Raw genomic sequence first — 16,810 nt, 5'->3', positions numbered from 1 at the left:
CGCATGTGGCCAAGCTGGTGGCCGAGGTCCGCGGCGTGCCGGTCGAGGACCTGGCGGCGCAATGCACGGCCAACACGCGGCGGCTGTTCCGGCTGCCGGAGGCGGCCTGAGATGGCGGCCGCGGATCCGCTGGGCGGCACCGAGGCGCTCATCCACCTCGGCGAATCGGTCAAGAGCCTGCTGACGCTGCTGGCGCTGTGCAGCCTGCGCGGCTACGTCGCGATGCTGGTGCTGCCGGTCACCAACGACCAGGTGCTGCAGGGCGTGGTGCGCAACGGCCTGGCCCTGACCATCGGCATCTTCATCGCCTGCGGCCAGCCGCTGCAGGTGGTGGACGGCCTGTCGACCTTCGCCCTGTGCGTGCTGATCGCCAAGGAGGGCCTGATCGGGCTGCTGCTGGGCTACGCGGTCTCCACCGTGTTCTGGGTGGCCGAGGGCATCGGCGTGCTGATCGACAACCAGGCCGGCTACAACAACGTCCAGCAGACCAATCCGCTCAGCGGCGAGCAGAGCACCCCGGTGGGCAACCTGCTGTCGCAGCTGGCGATCTGCGGCTTCTACCTGCTGGGCGGGCTGCTGGCGCTGGTGGGCCTGCTGTTCGAATCCTTCCAGTGGTGGCCGCTGGACCGCGCGATGCCCGAGTGGTCCAACCTGCTCGAGCGCTTCCTGCAGGCGCAGATCACCGGCTACCTGCAGGCCATGATCAAGATCTGCAGCGCCGTCGTGATGGTGCTGCTGCTGATCGACCTGGGCATCGGCCTGATCTCCAAGACGGCCGACAAGCTCGAGCCCAACAACCTGAGCCAGCCGATCAAGGGCGCGGTGGCGCTGCTGATGCTGGTGCTGCTGGTGGCGGTGTTCTTCGACCAGGTCAAGCCGCAGCTGGCGCTGCACACGATGGCACGCGACCTGGGGGCCTGGTTCCAGTCGGCCCATTGAGGCGCCGCGCGCGGCTGTTGCGTTTCGTATCCCTCCATGCCGCTTCGCCTGCCCGGCGCGCGCCGCCGCCGCGAGGCGGATGCTGTCCCCACCCAAGCTGTCCCTTGGAAGGAGGACCCGTCATGACCTTGGCTTCACCATCGACCGCCCTGCGCGGCGCCGCGGCAACGGCCGCGCACGCGACGCTGACACCGCACCTGATGCTCGACCCGCCGCTGCCGCGGCGCGGCCGCGACGACGCGGCCCAGGGCGGCCTGTTCGACGTCGACGTCGGCACGGTCTGGAAGACCGCCCGCGCGGCCGAAGGCGGCGACACGCTGCTGACCGTGCGCTGCTTCAGCGTCGAAGGCCTGCAGCTGCGACTGGCTCAACTCGTGAACGGCCACGCCGGCGTGCTGTCGCCGTCGCTGGCGATGTTCCTGCGCGGCGGGCTCGACCAGGCCTATGTGGACGCCCTCGCCTATCGCCGGCTGGTCGATGCCGCGCCGCGCGTGCTCGGCGATCTGGGGGCCCATCCGCTGCACGTGGACACGCTGTCGCGGCGGCTGGTGGTCGACACCTCGCGCTGCTTCGTCGCGAAGACCGCGCGCCTGACGGCCGAAGCGATCGCCGGCCTGGCCGCGCTCTCCGAGTCCCCGCAGTGCCTGACCGTGGTGAAGCGCCTGCGCTGCGCGCTCGGCGCGACGGCCTCGGAGGCCGAGGTGGCGCTGGCCACGCGGGCGCTGCTCGAGGCCGCCCGGCGCGTTGCCCGCCACGTGCTCAACGAGCCCGGGCTGGAGCTCGGCGAGACCGCGGAGCCGCTGGCCCGCGAGGTCGGCCCGCGCCTGGTGGCGCGTGCCTTGTTCACCGGTGCCGAGGGCGACACCGGCGCGGTCACCGCTGCCTTCGCGGCCCGGTGGAAGACCGGCGCGCGGCCCTTGCCCAAGGATTGATTTCCCCGTCCGCGCGCCCGGCCAGGACGCGCACCTCCCCACCCGGCTGCCACGCAGCCATCCCCAGGAGCTCACCATGCCCGAAATTTCCGGCATCAATACCCCGCTGGTCCGGCCGTCGGACTTCCAGCCGACACCGCTGAAGCCGTCGGACCTCCAGGCACCGCCCCAGACCCAGGACGCGCCGATCGGCCTGCAGACGCGCGCCTCCGCGGACACCGGCATGGCGCCGCGCGCGAGCATCGGCGAAAAATTCGGGCTGGTGCCACAGAGCCCCGGCGGCCCCGACGGTCCGAACAAGCCGGGCCCGCACAACGAGAGCTCCAACAGCATCCTGGCCAACGGCGGCAAGGAGTCCACGACGCAGGCCAAGGAGGACGCCAAGACCTCGATGGACAACCTCCGGGAGATCAACGAGATCAACATGAAGTTCCAGATGGACATGGCGCAGCTGCAGATGGTCAAGGGTTTCGTCGAGGCGCAGGCCAAGGCGATCAAGGACATCGGCACGAAGATCGCGCAGGCGGCCGGCTGACGCTGGCGCCTCTTGTCCCTCGCGGCATGCGCCGCTCCCCCGGGCCCGCCCGTCGACAGACGCGCGGGCCTCGTCGCTTTTGCACGCGCGCCGCGCACCGGCAAGCGCTGTTGCGTCCGTTCACGAATGACACGGCAACACCGTGAAACTGTCGGGAAACGAAAAGAGGATTCGTGAGGATTTCGCCGAGGCCTTGTGATCCATCGTCGAGGGGCTCCCTCCTAGCATGAGCGTCATTCCGTTCACGACCCCGATGGAGATTCCATGCTTCTGCTTGCAATGACCTCGCTGCGCGCCGCGCCCCTGCATGGCGAACTGGCCCGCCTGGCGCTGGAGGGCCAGTTGCCCGCCGCGCTGCGGATGGGCGGCGACCACTTCGAGCGCCTGCAGCGCACGCCCGACGCCGCGCCGCAGCGTGCGGCCCTGGGCCAGTTGCTGGGCCGCGCGATGCTGGCCTGCGGCCGCGAGGAGGACGCCGAGGAGCTGTTCCAGCGCCAGCTGCGACATTACGAAGCGATGTCGCGCCACATGGTGCGCTGGTACGGCGCGATGGACCAGGGCGCGATGCTGCTGCACCTGAACAAGCCCGGCCGCGCGATCGACTGCCTGGGCCCCGTCGGCGACGACGCCCGCGCGCCGGTGGCGGCCCGTGTCGAGGCGATGGCTGGCGTCGCGCAGGCGATGCTGCGCGCCGGCGACTGCGGCAGCGCGATGCGCTCGCTGGACGCGGCGCGCAACCTGGCCGCCTCGCTCGGCGACCCGCGCTTCGCGCAGCTCGTGGACTGCATGGCGCTGGAACTGGCGACCCTGCACCGCGAGCGCGGCGGCGACGCGCTCAACGACCACGCACTGGGCTCGGTCTACCGCGAAGGCGCGTCCGAGGCGCCCGACAACACGCTGATGCAGCAGCAGCTCGGCGCGGCCGCGGACGCGGTCCGCAGCTGGTCGCCGCTGGTGGCGGCGCGCATGGATCACCTGCGGCGCATGCTCGCCGCGGACTGCACCGGTCCGGCCGCCGCGGCCCAGGTCGCCCACCAGCTGGCCTGGCTGCGCGACCGCCGCCTGAGCGAGTTCGAGACCCAGGCCCGCATCGAGGGCGCGCTGATGCTGATGGGCCGCGGCGCGTCGCACGCCGCCTCGGAGCTGCTGGCGCCGCTGACCTTCAACGAGCAGCAGATGCACCGCAGCCGTCACGCGCTGGAGCTGCAGTACTGCCAGGCCAAGCTGCACCAGCAGCAGGGCCGCCACCTCGACGCACTGCGGCTGTACCGCCTGCACACGCAGCACGCGGTGCAGTCGCTGCGCACCTACGCGGCCGCCGGTCGCGCGCCGGGTTTCCTGCAACAGGCCAAGGCCGGCGGCGATGCCGGCGATCCGGCCAAGCTGCGGCTGCCGCTGCGTTATCGCCGCGCCTACCAGTTCATGATGGATCACCTGACCGATGAGCATCTGTCGGTGCGCCAGGTCGCCGCGCATGTCGGCGTCACCGAGCGCGCGCTGCAACTGGCCTTCCGCACCCACCTGGGCGTCACGCCGGCGGAGATGATCCGCACCCGCCGCGTCGAGCGCATCCACGGCGACCTGCAGGCCGGCGGCGGCGAGGCCGGCGTGCTCGAGGTGGCCTCCCGCTGGGGCGTGAAGAACCGCTCGACGCTGGTCCACAACTACCGCAGCCGCTTCGACGAGACGCCGACGCAGACGCTGCGCGGCACGACCGAAGACGAAGCCACGGCGACGCGCCTGCACGGCTGAGCGGCGCCCGGGGCCTTCACGGTCCCGGGGCGATCACAGGTCGTTCATGAACGCCTTCGTCCGGTCGAGCTCGGGCCGCACGGCGGCCGGGCTCCAGCCCCGGCGCTCGACGAGCTCGCCGACGACGGCCGCCTCGAGCAGGTCCTGCTTCAGCTGGATCACCAACTGCTCGTCGATCGGCCGCTGGCGCTGGTAGCGCGCGATGAGCTTGCGCTCCTTCGCGCTCAATGGCGTGCCATCGGCGCAGGCCTTGGCCACCCCCTCGCCCTTGGCCTTCAGGTCGGCCTCGCTGTCGCCGTAGAGCGCTTCGAACCGGTTGTTCACCCGGCCCGCCAGCGTGCCGATTTCGTCGCGGATGAGCTCAGCGGTCGGCTCCGCGGGCAGCAGCGAGAGGTCGATGCCGTCGACGCAGTAGAGGATGCGCTGCACGCAGCCGGTATCGCAGTAGCCCGCGCTCATGTCGACCATGCTGTCGAGCAGCGAGCGCGTCAGCGCGCCGTGCAACGCCCGCCGCCGTGCCGCGTCGGCCCCGGACTCGTCCGGCGATGCGGGCGCGGCCTGCGACGCGATGTGGTTCCACATCGTCGTCAGCGCCTCGCCGACCGTGGTGTCCAGGCCTTCACCGACCCGCGTGGTGTGCGCGAGGGCCATGTCCAGGCCGAGCGCCGCCTGGCGCCGCCAGTCGGCATCGACGTCCGGCGCCGCTTGAATGGCAGCGCGCACCGCGGCGATGCATTGCGCTTCGGTCAGCCGCTCGGCGGGAAGCCGCTCGCGGATGGCCTGCATGATCAGGTGGCCACGCGCGGTCAGGCCGATGTTGTGCGCATTGGCCAGCCCGGCCTGCGCGACGCGGGCATCGATCAGGCGGTTCACGCCGCCCTCCGGCAGCTTGCCCGCGGCCCAGGACTCGATCTCGGTGCGGGACACCTCCACGCCTTGGAGGTTGAAGGCGCGCTGGCCGGCGGGCGCCTGCGCCAGCAGCGCGGCCGCCCGCTCGGCCAGCGGCCGATATTGCTGCGTGTCCAGGCACTGCTCCACCGCGAGCGACAACCGGAACACGGCGCCCTTGGCGCAGTCCGCCGGCGGCGCACGGCCCGCCGCTAGGTCGGCGCGTTCGCGCGCGGCCAACCGCGCGCCCAGCGCGGCATTGGCGACATGGGCCAGGCGGTTGCGCCGGCCCGAGGCATCCGGCTTGTCGGCCCACTGCGCCAGGGTGCTGTCGACGAAGCGCTCGAGCTCGGCCCGCGACAGTCGCTGGCCATGCGGATGCAGCCGCCGATGGGCCTGCTCCGGCGAGGCCGTCAGCCAGCCCACCAGCACGTTGGGATCGGCCCCGGCGTCCTTCAGCAGGAGGCGCAGCAGATCGGCGTTGCCCGTGTTGGCCGCATTGCCCGCGTTGCCCGCGTCGGCGGTGTCGGCCGTACCGGCCGCGACCTCCAGCGGCGTCCTGCCATGGGCGTTGGCCTTGTTCAGGTCGAGCCGGCCGTCGCTGCGCTTGAGCAGCTCGGCCAGCGTGGCCGATGCGAGCGCCTGCCCGCCACGCGGATCGTCGCCCGCGGGCCGGGCGCACAGCTGGGTGAGCAAGGTCTCGCCATTGGCGAAGATCTCGTTGGGATCGATGGTGCGCGCGTTCATCAGCACCCGCAGCGTCTTGATGCGGCGGTCCCGCCGATGGCCCGCGGATGTTTCGGCGATGCGCTCCAGCGCCTGCTGCAGCGGGCCGCGGAGCTGCTCGTCGAGCCGTTCGGTCTCGACCCGGTCGCTGCCCAGCAGCGCGGCCAGCGCCGCATGCTGGTCGTTGGCGATGGCCAGGTCCAGCGGCGTATGGCCGTGGCCATCGGGGCGATTGGCCAGCAGCGGATGCGACGCCAGCAGGGTCACCAATGCCGGCTCGAAGCCGCCCTCGGCCGCCATGCGATGCAGGAGATGGGTCCCCTGCGGCCCTTCCAGCGCGTCGACATCGACCCGCCAGTTCTCGAGCAAGGCACGCGCCGCCTCCAGCTTGCCGGTCTCGATCGCGAGCCGCAGCGGCGATTGCCCCCGGGCATTGGCCGGATTGACCGCCACCCCGGGCGCATCGAGCAGCAGCTCCAGGCACAAGGCGTCGTCGCGCTCGGTGGCGACATGCAAGGCGGTGTCGCCCTGGGCGTCGCGCAGGTCCGGCCGGATCGCCTCGTGCGCCAGCAGCGCGCCGACGATCAGCGCGTTCGAGCGCTCCACCGCCTGGTGCAAGGGCGTCCTGCCCTTGGCATTGGTCGCGTTGACGTCGAGTGTGGCGGCGGACAGCAGCAAGAGGGCCATGTCGACATCGCCGCCAGCGCCTCGCTGGCGGGCGACCGGGCCGACGGTGGCCGACCGATCCGCAGCAGGCCGTTCAGCAAGCCGCAGGCCGGCATGCCGCCGGGATCCGAGGAGGACGACGCGCTGGACGCCCCTCCGGTCGACGCGCCGGCCTGCGCACCGACCGTCGCCGGTCTCGTCGGCAAGCGCGGCGATGGCGGCAGGCGGTGGATGCCCATCGCCGCTCACTCCCCTTCGTAGAGCTTCAGGATCTTGCGCACGTAGTCCTGCGTCTCGCGATACGGCGGGATGCGGTTGCCATATCGCTTCACCGCGCCCTCGCCCGCGTTGTAGGCAGCCAGCACCAGGTCGACGCGTCCATCGAACATCTCGTTGAGGTCGCGCAGGTAACGCGCGCCGACGTCGATGTTGGTGGCCGGGTCGAGCAGGTCCTGCCTGGACGCGACGCCGTAGCGCGCGCCCGTCGCCGGCATGATCTGCATCAGGCCGAGCGCGCCCTTGGGCGAGCGCGCCTGCGTCTGGTAGGCCGACTCCACATGCACCAGCGCGCCCACCAGGCGCGGGTCCAGCCCATGCTTGCGACTGGCCTGCTGCACCATGCGCTGCAGGTGCGGCGCGCCGAGCGCCAGGGGCTGCGGGTTGGTCCGCCAGGTCAGCGGCGCGGGCGACGGCCTCGGTCGCGTGAAGGCGAGCGTCGTGAACTCGGTCTCGATGCGTGGCCCCGGCAGGTCGGCGACCTCGAAGGCCGTGCATCGACGCACCGCCGCGCTGAACCGCGCCGACAGGTCCTCCAGCGCGACCCGCTCACTGCCGTCCAGCAACTCGCAGCGATAACGCACGCCGGCGTCCGCGGGGCCGGCGACCATCGCCGCGGCGCACACGGCCGGCCAGAAGGCGGGGCGGAAGGCGGGGCGGAGGGCGGGTCGGAAGGCGCGAGGTCCGGCTGTCATCGCCGGGACTCCATCAGGCCTCGCCGCGCAGCGCGGCCAGTTCCTCGCTCGCCTGCGCCAGCAGCAGCTCGGCCTCGGTCGAGGCCAGCCGGGTGCGGCTCAGCAGCGAAGAGAACTCCGCCATCGCGCCGTCCAGGTCGATCGCGTCGCCGTCGGCGGCAGCGGTGCCGGCACCAGTCGTCGCGTCCTGCGGCTGCGCCATCAGCGCACCACCGAACAGCAGCGTGTGCACGCGATGCAGCTTCAGCGCGATCTCGCCGGCGCGGCGCAGGCTCTCGTCGTCCTGGCGCGCGGCGCTGACGCGCTTGATCTCCAGCATCAGCGCCTGGAAGCGATCGACCTGCGTCTGCACGGTCATCTGCACCGTTTGCAGCGAGGCGAAGAAGTCGTTGTATCCGGCGGCGGCCAGCGAGGGGGCAGTCAGCATGGGGGCTCCTGTTGAGGCTTGAAGGAAGGCGCGGGACGCCAGCGCCATGCGCGCGGCCCGGTCCCGTCGCAGTGTCCGCATCGACCGCAGGCCCGGCCGGCGCCGGGCGAAGGCCCGTCTGCGCATGCGAACGCGCGCTGCGCCGATCGCAACCGCCACCCCGCCCGCCACCGGTTCGCGGTCACGGACGCCGCTTCGTGTCACCGACCTCTCACCGCTGACCCGCGCCCTAGCCTCCGCATCGTCAACAAGAAGGAGCTGACTATGTCGGTGAATGGTGTCAACGGAGTGGGCGGCCCCAGCCCCTCGACGCCCGGCAGCACGCCGGTGCCGCCCAGCGATGACGGCGGCGGCGACATCACCCAGTCCAAGGCCTTCCAGCAGGTGGTGAGCGGCATCTTCCAGGGCGGCCAAGGCATGATGAAAGACGCGCTGGGCAAGTTCTTCGAGGAAGAAGAGCCCGACGAGGACGACCCCGACGCGGAGCCGCTGTGATGCGGGCGCCCGACTTCCAGCGCCGCGCGCTCGCGGCCTGCGTGGCGATGGCCGTCGCGGGCTCGGGCAGCGCGCCCGCGACGCTGCTGGCGCAGGACGCGCGCGGCGCGGCACCAGCCGCGTCCAACGTGTCCGCGACGTCCGCCGCCTCCGCCGCATCCCCGATGGCGCCCGCTCCGGCGGGCACCTCCGCGGCCAAGCCCCGCACCCGCGCGGCCACCAGCGACCGCCGCCTGGAGCGCCGCTTCGTCTACCGCGCCGAGAGCCGCCGCCTGTCCGACGTGCTGCAGGACTTCGCCGCGAGCCAGGGCGTGCCGGCGGTGGTCGGCGATGGCGTCGACGGCGTGGTCAACGCCAGCTTCGACAGCTCGCCGCCGGTCTTCCTCAGCGCCATCGCCAAGGCCTACGGCCTGATCTGGTACGACGACGGCACCGCGCTGTACTTCTATCCGGCGCGCGCGGTGCAGAGCCGCATGTTCCGGCTCAAGGGCTACAGCCGGCGCGAGGTCACCGAGCTGCTGAACTCGCTGAACCTGGGCGACAAGCGCTACCCGCTGCGTTTCAACGACGCGCAGCGCACGCTGCTGGCCTACGGTCCGCCGCGCCACATCGACCTCATCGCGCAGGCGCTGGACTCGCTGGACCTGGGCGCCGCCGAGGGCAACGAACGCGTCGTGCGTGTCTTCCCCCTGCGCTTCGCGTCCGCCAACGACCGCCTGCTCGGCGAAAGCAACGTGCCGGGCGTCGCCTCCATCCTGCGCAACCTCTACGCCGCCCAGAGCCTGCAGCCCGACACCGTGAGCGGCCAGCCGGCCAATCCGGTCGACCAGAAGATCAAGGCGATGCAGTCGATGTACGGCGCCGGCAAGCTGGTGCCGGAACTGCCCTCCGCCGGGCAAGGCCACGGGCCGGGCGGCGGCGCCGACAAGCCGGGGCAGAGCGCGCGCACGCTCAAGAGCCCCGTCAACTTCGAGGAGGACCAGCCCCGCTTCGAAGCCGACGAGGGCACCAACGCCGTCATCGTGCAGGGCCGCGCGTACCGCATGCGCGAGTACGAGGCGCTGATCCAGCGCCTGGACCAGCGCCCGGTGCTGGTCGAGCTGCAGGCCATGATCATCGACGTCAGCGAGGACAACGCGCGCTCGCTGGGCATCGACTGGTCGGTGCAGGGCAACCGCGGCCAGTTGTCGGTGACCTCGCCCGGTGGCGGTCCGCCGCAGACCGGCGGCGGGCAAGGGATGCTGGGCAATGGCACCTACACCATCGGCACGCTGGTCGCGGATGCCGGCCGGCAGCTGATGCTGCGCATCAACGCGATGCAGGGCGAAGGCAAGGCCCGTGTGGTCTCCAAGCCCTCGGTGCTGGGCGTCGCCAACCGGCCCGCGGTGATGAAGGAGAAGCGCGTGGCCACGGTGCGCGTGGCCGGCAACCTCGATGCGAAGCTCTACCAGATCGAGGCCGGCACCCTGCTCCAGGTCACGCCGCAGGTGGTGTCCAGCGGCGGCGTCAACCAGATCAAGCTCTCGCTCTACATCGAGGACGGCAACTTCGAGGCCACCTCGGTCGACGCGGTGCCGGTGCTCAAGAAGACGGAGATCCGCACCGAGGCCCATGTGCGCGAAGGCGAGAGCCTGCTCATCGGCGGCCTGATGGTCGAGGCCAGCACGACCAGCAGTCCGGCGTGCCGCTGCTCAAGGACGTGCCGCTGGTCGGCGGCCTGTTCCGATGGAGCGGCAGCCGCGCCACGCGCACCGAGCGCCTGTTCCTGATCACGCCCAAGCTGGTCGGCGGCAACGCCGCGCCCGCCCTGTCGCAGCCCCCGGCCGGCGACGTGGATCCGGGCGCGCCGACCGCGCCGCTGGCCCGTTGAAGCGCCCCGTCCGCCACCCCGCGCAGGCATTCGCAATCCATGAAACAGCTTCGTGTCCTGACCGGCGTGCATGCGGGGGTCCACCTACCGTTGAGCGCATCGACATACCGCATCGCCGCGGACGAGCAGGCCGACATCCAGCTCGTCGACTGGCACGCGGAACCCCTGATCCTCGAACTCACGGAGAACGGTCAAGTGCTGGTCCTCGCCGCCCCGCTGAACGGCTCGCTGAATGGCTCGCCGATCGCCACGCCCGGCGCCACGCTGAACGCAGCGTCCGGCGCCGCCGTGGACGATGCCGCCGCGCGGCCGCGTCGACCGCCAGTGCGGACGCGATGTCCGCGCAGGGCTCACCGAGCGTGATGCCCGACCAGTTGCCGAGCTTCATGCGCCAGGCCGAGTCGGCACGACGCTGGAATCGCCCCGGCGTGCGCCTGGCGCTGGGCAGCGCCGCGACGATCCTGGCGCTCGGGCTGATGGGCCAGTTGCTCTGGCATGCCCGCGAGGCGATCGCGGCGCAGTACCCGACGGCCAAGCCGGCGCTGGTTTCGGTGGCGCAGGCGCTGGGCCAGGAGATCAAGCCCTGGCAGCACATCGAAGCCTTGAGCGTCGAAAGCAGCAGCCTCAATCCGGCCGCGCCGCCAACCACTACCGCTTCAGCATCAGCCTGCGCAATCGCAGCAATTGGGAAGTGGCGCAGCCGTGGGTGGACCTGAGCCTGACCGACGCGAGTGGCGTGCTGGTCGTGCGCCGCATGCTCTCGCCGGCCGAGATGCAGGCCGGCCGCGTCGCGCTGCCGGCCGGCGCCGACCAGCAGCTGCAGCTGGTCTTCGACAGCGGCGCGCAGAAGATCAGCGGCTACTCGGTCGAGCTCTTCTATCCCTGACCGGGGACACGGGCCACCGCCCGAACGATCCTTCTCCCTCTGATGGGCGCCGCGCAGGCGCCCTTCTTCTTTGGCGACCCCAATGGGAGGCCGCAAAGAAAAAACCCGGCTTGCGCCGGGTTCGGAGGGCTCGACGAACCGGACCCGAAGGTCCGGTCATCGTTCAAGCTCAGGGCTTGTTGCCGGTCGGGAAGGGCCAGGCGGCTTGCGGGCTCAGCGCGGTCTTCGCAGCCGGGGCCGGCGCAGCGGCAGGCTTGGCAGCGGGGGCAGCGGCAGGCTTGGCAGCAGCCTTCTTCGGTGCAGCGGCCTTCTTCGGAGCAGCAGCCTTCTTGGCAGCCGGCTTCGCAGCAGGCTTGGCGGCGGCCTTGGGGGCAGCCTTCTTCGCAGCAGCGGCCTTCTTGGCAGGCGCAGCCTTCTTCGCGGCGGGCTTCGCAGCCTTGGCAGTGGCCTTGATCGGCGGCTTCTTGGCGGCGGAGGCCTTCTTGGCCGGCGCAGCCTTCTTGGCAGCGACCTTCTTGGCCGGTGCGGCCTTCTTGGCCGCAACCTTCTTCGCCGGTGCCGCCTTCTTCGCAGCAGCCGCCTTCTTGGCCGGAGCGGCCTTCTTCGCCGGCGCCGCCTTCTTCGCAGCAGCGGCCTTCTTCGCCGGCGCAGCCTTCTTGGCCGGAGCGGCCTTCTTCGCCGGCGCGGCCTTCTTGGCCGGAGCCGCCTTCTTCGCGGCCGGAGCCTTCTTCGCAGCGGCCTTCTTGGCCGGAGCCGCCTTCTTGGCCGGAGCGGCCTTCTTCGCAGTTGCCATTTCAGTTCTCCTTGATCAAGTGGAAATAGCCCTGCCCGTCATCAACCGGTTGATGCCGGTGCAGGTATTCACCGCCCACGACGCGCGGGAGTTGCGCTCCGCGGTGCGGTGAATCGGGTTGCGGTGCGTCTCCGCCGCTTCTATGTCGGTCGGTCGGCGCATCGCCAAGCTTGATCTCTTCTTCAACAAACAATGCTCGAGGGTCACTCCGCCTCGGACTTCATCAGTCCCAGGACAGCGCGCCGCCCGATTGGTATTCGATCACTCGCGTTTCGAAGAAGTTGCGTTCCTTCTTCAGGTCAATCATTTCGCTCATCCAGGGGAACGGGTTTTCCTCGTTCGGGAAGAGCGCTTCCAGGCCGATCTGCGTCGCGCGACGATTCGCGATGTAGCGCAGGTAGCCCTTGAACATGGCCGCGTTCAGGCCCAGCACGCCGCGCGGCATCGTGTCCTCGGCGTAGCGGTACTCGAGCTCCACGGCCTTCTGGAACAGCGCCTTGATCTCCGCGCGGAATTCAGGCGTCCACAGGTGCGGGTTCTCGAGCTTGATCTGGTTGATCAGGTCGATGCCGAAGTTGCAGTGCATCGACTCGTCGCGCAGGATGTACTGGTACTGCTCGGCGGCACCGGTCATCTTGTTCTGGCGGCCCAGCGCCAGGATCTGCGTGAAGCCGACGTAGAAGAACAGGCCTTCCATCAGACAGGCGAAGACGATCAGCGACTTGAGCAGCGTCTGGTCGTTCTCCGGGGTGCCGGTGACGAAGTTGGGATCCATGATCGCGTCGATGAACGGGATCAGGAATTCGTCCTTGTCGCGGATCGACTGCACCTCGTGATAGGCGTTGAAGATCTCGCTCTCGTCCAGGCCCAGCGACTCGACGATGTATTGGTAGGCGTGGGTGTGGATCGCTTCCTCGAAGGCCTGGCGCAGCAGGAACTGGCGGGCTTCGGGGGCCGTGATGTGGCGGTAGGTGCCCAGCACGATGTTGTTGGCGGCCAGCGAATCGGCGGTCACGAAGAAGCCGAGGTTGCGCTTGATGATTCTGCGTTCATCGTCGGTCAGACCGTTCGGGTCCTTCCACAGCGCGATGTCGCGGGACATGTTCACTTCCTGCGGCATCCAGTGATTCGCGCAGGTGGCGAGGTACTTCTCCCACGCCCACTTGTACTTGAACGGGACCAGCTGGTTGACGTCGGTCTGGCCGTTGATGATGCGTTTGTCGGCGACGTTCACACGGCGCTCGCTCGCGTTGGCGATCGACGAGGCAGAAGAGGACACCGAACCCGCCGCGGAGGCGGCGGCATCACGCGCGACGGCTTGCGTCGCTGCGTGGATCGATGCGCCCGACTGCGGCGCGTTGCTCGAAGGTTGACGGTCTTCTTCCCAAACCAGCATGGTGGTCTTCCTATGGTCGCGGATTATCGGAGTGTTGTGTTCAAACACAAAGGACTTCTTGACTTTGACGCCGCTTCGCTGTTGCTGGTCCGCATCGCATTCGACGCGTCGGACCACGTGCGTCGCATCTCCTGATGAGTGCGATGCCGCGCGATCACGACACGCGGCGGGAGCCGGAGCGGACGTCCGATCAAGCATTCATCGATCGCTCGCGAGGCCGGGCGGAAAAAACGCCGATCGCCGCGAACATCGATGAACACTCGCATCGCGAGCGTCGGAGGTGTCGACGCATGACGTCGACACCTCCTGTTTCGATTACTGGCAGGCCTCGCAACCGGGGTCGTCGATGGCGCAGAACTTGACGTCCGTCGCCGGCGACACGGCGCTCAGATCCGGCGAGACCGAAGTCTCGATCGCGCGACGGCAACCGGTGCCGCCGCGACCGGCGCGGCGCTCAGGCCACCGATGCCGCTGCTCACCGCGTTGAGCTGGCCGGCGTTCTGCACGGTGCTCTTCTCGGCATGCGTCGCGCCCATCGTGCGGAGGTAGTAGGTGGTCTTCAGGCCACGCTGCCACGCCAGCTTGTAGGTCTCGTCCAGGCGCTTGCCCGAGGCACCGGCCATGTAGATGTTCAGGCTCTGCGCCTGGTCGATCCACTTCTGGCGGCGCGCGGCGGCTTCCACCAGCCACACCGGATCCACTTCGAACGCGGTGGCGTACAGGTGCTTGAGTTCCTCGGGCACGCGGTCGATGCGGCGCAGCGAGCCGTCGAAGTGCTTGAGGTCCATGACCATCACGTCGTCCCACAGGCCCAGCTTCTTGAGGTCGCGGACCAGGTGCTCGTTCACCACGGTGAACTCGCCCGACAGGTTGGACTTCACCGACAGGTTGCCGAAGCAGGGCTCGATCGACGCGTCGACGCCGATGATGTTGGAGATCGTCGCGGTCGGCGCGATCGCCACGCAGTTGCTGTTGCGCATGCCGTCACGGGCGATCTTGGCGCGCAGCGCGTCCCAGTCCAGCGACGACGAGCGGTCCACGTCGACGTAACCGCCGCGGGCTTCGGCCAGCAGGTTCAGCGAGTCGATCGGCAGGATGCCGCGGTCCCACAGCGAGCCGCGGTAGCTGCTGTAGCGGCCACGCTCGGCGGCCAGTTCGGTCGAAGCCCAGTAGGCGTGATAGCAGACGGCTTCCATCGAGCGGTCGGCGAACTCGACCGCGGCGTCGGAGGCGTAGGGCACGCGCAGCTGGTACAGCGCATCCTGGAAGCCCATGATGCCCAGGCCCACCGGACGGTGGCGCAGGTTGGAGTCGCGCGCCTTCTTGACCGCGTAGTAGTTGATGTCGATGACGTTGTCGAGCATGCGCATCGCCGTCGACACCGTCTTCTTCAGCTTCTCCTGGTCGATCTTGCCGTCCTTCAGATGCTGCGACAGGTTGACCGAGCCCAGGTTGCAGACCGCGATCTCGTTGTCGTTGGTGTTCAGCGTGATCTCGGTGCACAGGTTGGACGAGTGCACGACGCCGACATGCTGCTGCGGCGAGCGCACGTTGCAGGCGTCCTTGAACGTGATCCAGGGATGGCCCGTCTCGAACAGCATCGTCAGCATCTTGCGCCAGAGGTCGCGGGCCGGCATGCGCTTGTGCAGCTTGAGCTCGCCGCGGTCGACCTTGGCTTCATAGGCCGTGTAGGCGACCTCGAATTCCTTGCCGAACAGGTCGTGCAGGTCCGGGCAGGTGGACGGGCTGAACAGCGTCCAGTCGCCGCCTTCGATGACGCGCTTCATGAACAGGTCGGGAATCCAGTTCGCCGTGTTCATGTCGTGGGTGCGGCGCCGGTCGTCACCGGTGTTCTTGCGCAGCTCGAGGAATTCCTCGATGTCCAGGTGCCACGTCTCCAGGTAGGCGCAGACGGCGCCCTTGCGCTTGCCGCCCTGGTTCACCGCGACGGCGGTGTCGTTGACCACCTTCAGGAACGGGACCACGCCTTGCGACTTGCCGTTCGTGCCCTTGATGTGCGAGCCCAGCGCGCGCACCGGCGTCCAGTCGTTGCCCAGTCCGCCAGCGAACTTGGACAGCAGCGCGTTTTCCTTCAGCGCTTCATAGATGCCGTCCAGGTCGTCGGCCACCGTCGTCAGGTAGCAGCTCGACAGCTGCGAGCGGCGCGTGCCCGAGTTGAACAGCGTCGGCGTGGAGCTCATGAAGTCGAAGGTCGACAGGACTTCGTAGAACTCGATGGCTCGGGCTTCGCGGTCGATCTCGTTCAGCGCCAGGCCCATGGCCACGCGCATGAAGAAGGCCTGCGGCATCTCGATGCGGGTGCCGTCCACATGCAGGAAGTAGCGGTCGAACAGCGTCTGCAGGCCCAGGTAGTCGAACTGCAGGTCGCGCTCGGCCTTCAGCGCGGCGCCCAGCTTGGCCAGGTCGTACTGCTGCAGCTTCTCGTCCAGCAGCTCCGCCTGCACGCCCTTCTTGATAAAGCCGGGGAAGTAGTCGGCGTACGCGGTGGCCATCTCGGCCTGCGTGACCTCGCGGCCCAGGATCTCCTTGCGGATCGTGTGCAGCAGCAGGCGGGCGGTGGCCCGGGTGTAGCCCGGGTCCTTCTCGATCAGCGTGCGCGCGGCCAGGATGGCGGCCTTGTAGACCTCGTCCATCGGAACGCCGTCGTACAGGTTGCGCTTGGTCTCGGCCAGGATCGGATCCGGCTTGACGTCGGCGCCCAGGTTCTCGCAGCTCGACGAGATCAGCGCCGCCAGCTTGTTCAGGTCGAGCGGCACCCGCACGCCGTTCTCGACCACCGAGATGCCGGACTCCAGCACCGCGGCCTGGCGCTGCTCGCCCTGGGCGGCGCGCTCCTGGGTGCGGCGCTCGCGGTACAGCACGTAGGCGCGCGCCACTTCATGGTGGCCGCCGCGCATCAGCGCCAGCTCGACGTGGTCCTGCACGTCCTCGATGTGGAAGGTGCCGCCGGCCGGGCGCGAGCGCAGCAGCGCGCGCGTCACCGAATCGGTCAGCGCGTCGACGGTCTCGCGCACGCTGGCGGACGCCGCACCGCTGGTGCCGTGCACCGCGAGGAAGGCCTTCATCATCGCCACGGCCACCTTGCTCGGCTCGAAGTGCACCACCGCGCCGTTGCGGCGGATGATCTGGTGCTGCGGGAAGCTGGCCGAAGCGGCGGCGGACTCGCGCGGAGCCTGGGCCAGGCCCGTTTCAGCGGTCGGTGTGGCGGCGACAGTCTGCATGGGATCCTCGTCTGTTCTGGTGTCTGGAAAAACAAAAAAGCTTCGCCCGGCCCGGCTTGTCCGAAGGGCCCGGCGATCAGGGGGTCAGGTGATGTTGGCGATGCTGCTGATGCGCCCGGACTTGGGATTCCCGGTCCTCCGACCAAGGGGTCGGCAGCGCGGGCAAGACGTCTGAGGGAGCATTCATCGCCGTGTTTGCGAAGTCAGCAGGATAGCATGCAAAACACTATATCTAGTGGTCGCAGCACCTTCAAGGAACTAGCGGTAGCGTCATCGCCCTTGACGTCCGCCA

12 protein-coding genes and 2 pseudogenes are annotated in these 16,810 nt (G+C 69.6%); 8 read left to right on the top strand and 6 right to left on the bottom strand.

Translation table 11 applies throughout. From position 1 onward, the window contains the following. Positions 1-111 precede the first annotated feature (111 nt). The 4 genes from sctT to FUT87_RS03975 all read left to right on the top strand — a co-directional run bounded on the left by sctT (position 112) and on the right by FUT87_RS03975 (position 4,158). Positions 112-939, top strand: a complete 828-nt coding sequence (sctT, locus tag FUT87_RS03990; protein ID WP_222617039.1) for a type III secretion system export apparatus subunit SctT — start codon at positions 112-114, stop codon at positions 937-939. A 122-nt stretch (positions 940-1,061) separates the two neighbouring features. Continuing rightward, a complete protein-coding gene (locus FUT87_RS03985; protein WP_147240159.1) occupies positions 1,062-1,871 on the top strand; it encodes a hypothetical protein in 810 nt (269 codons plus the stop codon). 76 nt (positions 1,872-1,947) lie between these two features. Beyond that, positions 1,948-2,406 (top strand): hypothetical protein, encoded by a 459-nt coding sequence (locus tag FUT87_RS03980; protein WP_091733537.1) that lies wholly within the window; start codon positions 1,948-1,950, stop codon positions 2,404-2,406. Positions 2,407-2,670: 264 nt separating this feature from the next. Beyond that, the gene (locus FUT87_RS03975) at positions 2,671-4,158 is read left to right on the top strand and encodes a helix-turn-helix transcriptional regulator (RefSeq protein ID WP_147240158.1); all 1,488 of its coding nucleotides are present in this window, start codon (positions 2,671-2,673) and stop codon (positions 4,156-4,158) included. A 33-nt stretch (positions 4,159-4,191) separates the two neighbouring features. Here FUT87_RS03975 and FUT87_RS03970 read toward each other — a convergent pair whose 3' ends face one another. The 3 genes from FUT87_RS03970 to FUT87_RS03960 all read right to left on the bottom strand — a co-directional run bounded on the left by FUT87_RS03970 (position 4,192) and on the right by FUT87_RS03960 (position 7,836). Further along, a complete protein-coding gene (locus FUT87_RS03970) occupies positions 4,192-6,459 on the bottom strand; it encodes an ankyrin repeat domain-containing protein (RefSeq protein WP_147240157.1) in 2,268 nt (755 codons plus the stop codon). A 224-nt stretch (positions 6,460-6,683) separates the two neighbouring features. Further along, a complete protein-coding gene (locus tag FUT87_RS03965; RefSeq protein ID WP_147240156.1) occupies positions 6,684-7,409 on the bottom strand; it encodes a lytic transglycosylase domain-containing protein in 726 nt (241 codons plus the stop codon). 13 nt (positions 7,410-7,422) lie between these two features. Beyond that, positions 7,423-7,836, bottom strand: a complete 414-nt coding sequence (locus tag FUT87_RS03960; protein ID WP_147240155.1) for a hypothetical protein — start codon at positions 7,834-7,836, stop codon at positions 7,423-7,425. Between the two features lie 264 nt (positions 7,837-8,100). Between FUT87_RS03960 and FUT87_RS03955 the strand changes: the two genes are divergently transcribed. From FUT87_RS03955 to FUT87_RS31585, 4 genes and pseudogenes are all read left to right on the top strand, one after another. Next, positions 8,101-8,331, top strand: coding sequence for a hypothetical protein (locus FUT87_RS03955; RefSeq protein WP_091733528.1), 231 nt, complete (start codon positions 8,101-8,103; stop codon positions 8,329-8,331). Beyond that, a pseudogene (gene sctC, locus FUT87_RS03945) lies at positions 8,331-10,201 on the top strand (type III secretion system outer membrane ring subunit SctC). The gene FUT87_RS03955 and the pseudogene sctC overlap by 1 nt, the downstream one beginning before the upstream one ends. 39 nt (positions 10,202-10,240) lie before the next feature. Next, positions 10,241-10,564, top strand: coding sequence for a hypothetical protein (locus FUT87_RS28375; protein WP_186830349.1), 324 nt, complete (start codon positions 10,241-10,243; stop codon positions 10,562-10,564). Then, a pseudogene (locus FUT87_RS31585) lies at positions 10,537-11,087 on the top strand (DUF3426 domain-containing protein). The gene FUT87_RS28375 and the pseudogene FUT87_RS31585 overlap by 28 nt, the downstream one beginning before the upstream one ends. 169 nt (positions 11,088-11,256) lie before the next feature. Here the strand turns inward: FUT87_RS31585 and FUT87_RS30300 are convergent. The 3 genes from FUT87_RS30300 to FUT87_RS03925 all read right to left on the bottom strand — a co-directional run bounded on the left by FUT87_RS30300 (position 11,257) and on the right by FUT87_RS03925 (position 16,518). Further along, complete coding sequence (locus tag FUT87_RS30300) at positions 11,257-11,880, bottom strand: histone (protein ID WP_091727062.1); 624 nt, start codon at positions 11,878-11,880, stop codon at positions 11,257-11,259. Between the two features lie 223 nt (positions 11,881-12,103). Next, a complete protein-coding gene (locus tag FUT87_RS03930; RefSeq protein ID WP_091727066.1) occupies positions 12,104-13,276 on the bottom strand; it encodes a ribonucleotide-diphosphate reductase subunit beta in 1,173 nt (390 codons plus the stop codon). Between the two features lie 386 nt (positions 13,277-13,662). Continuing rightward, entirely contained in the window at positions 13,663-16,518 is a 2,856-nt protein-coding gene (locus FUT87_RS03925; protein WP_404935356.1) for a ribonucleoside-diphosphate reductase subunit alpha, read from the bottom strand. Positions 16,519-16,810 lie beyond the last annotated feature (292 nt).

It is taken from the genome of Mitsuaria sp. TWR114, assembly GCF_007997345.1.
The sequence above is the reverse complement of the archived record's forward strand: the minus strand, read 5'-3'. Positions and strand labels throughout refer to the sequence as shown.

Excerpts from the sequence above, each read along its gene's own strand:
- sctT (WP_222617039.1), top strand. The coding sequence starts at position 112 with ATGGCGGCCGCGGATCCGCTGGGCGGCACCGAGGCGCTCATCCACCTC.
- FUT87_RS03985 (WP_147240159.1), top strand. The coding sequence starts at position 1,062 with ATGACCTTGGCTTCACCATCGACCGCCCTGCGCGGCGCCGCGGCAACG.
- FUT87_RS03980 (WP_091733537.1), top strand. The coding sequence starts at position 1,948 with ATGCCCGAAATTTCCGGCATCAATACCCCGCTGGTCCGGCCGTCGGAC.
- FUT87_RS03975 (WP_147240158.1), top strand. The coding sequence starts at position 2,671 with ATGCTTCTGCTTGCAATGACCTCGCTGCGCGCCGCGCCCCTGCATGGC.
- FUT87_RS03970 (WP_147240157.1), bottom strand. The coding sequence starts at position 6,459 with ATGGCCCTCTTGCTGCTGTCCGCCGCCACACTCGACGTCAACGCGACC.
- FUT87_RS03965 (WP_147240156.1), bottom strand. The coding sequence starts at position 7,409 with ATGACAGCCGGACCTCGCGCCTTCCGACCCGCCCTCCGCCCCGCCTTC.
- FUT87_RS03960 (WP_147240155.1), bottom strand. The coding sequence starts at position 7,836 with ATGCTGACTGCCCCCTCGCTGGCCGCCGCCGGATACAACGACTTCTTC.
- FUT87_RS03955 (WP_091733528.1), top strand. The coding sequence starts at position 8,101 with ATGTCGGTGAATGGTGTCAACGGAGTGGGCGGCCCCAGCCCCTCGACG.
- FUT87_RS28375 (WP_186830349.1), top strand. The coding sequence starts at position 10,241 with ATGAAACAGCTTCGTGTCCTGACCGGCGTGCATGCGGGGGTCCACCTA.
- FUT87_RS30300 (WP_091727062.1), bottom strand. The coding sequence starts at position 11,880 with ATGGCAACTGCGAAGAAGGCCGCTCCGGCCAAGAAGGCGGCTCCGGCC.
- FUT87_RS03930 (WP_091727066.1), bottom strand. The coding sequence starts at position 13,276 with ATGCTGGTTTGGGAAGAAGACCGTCAACCTTCGAGCAACGCGCCGCAG.
- FUT87_RS03925 (WP_404935356.1), bottom strand. The coding sequence starts at position 16,518 with ATGCAGACTGTCGCCGCCACACCGACCGCTGAAACGGGCCTGGCCCAG.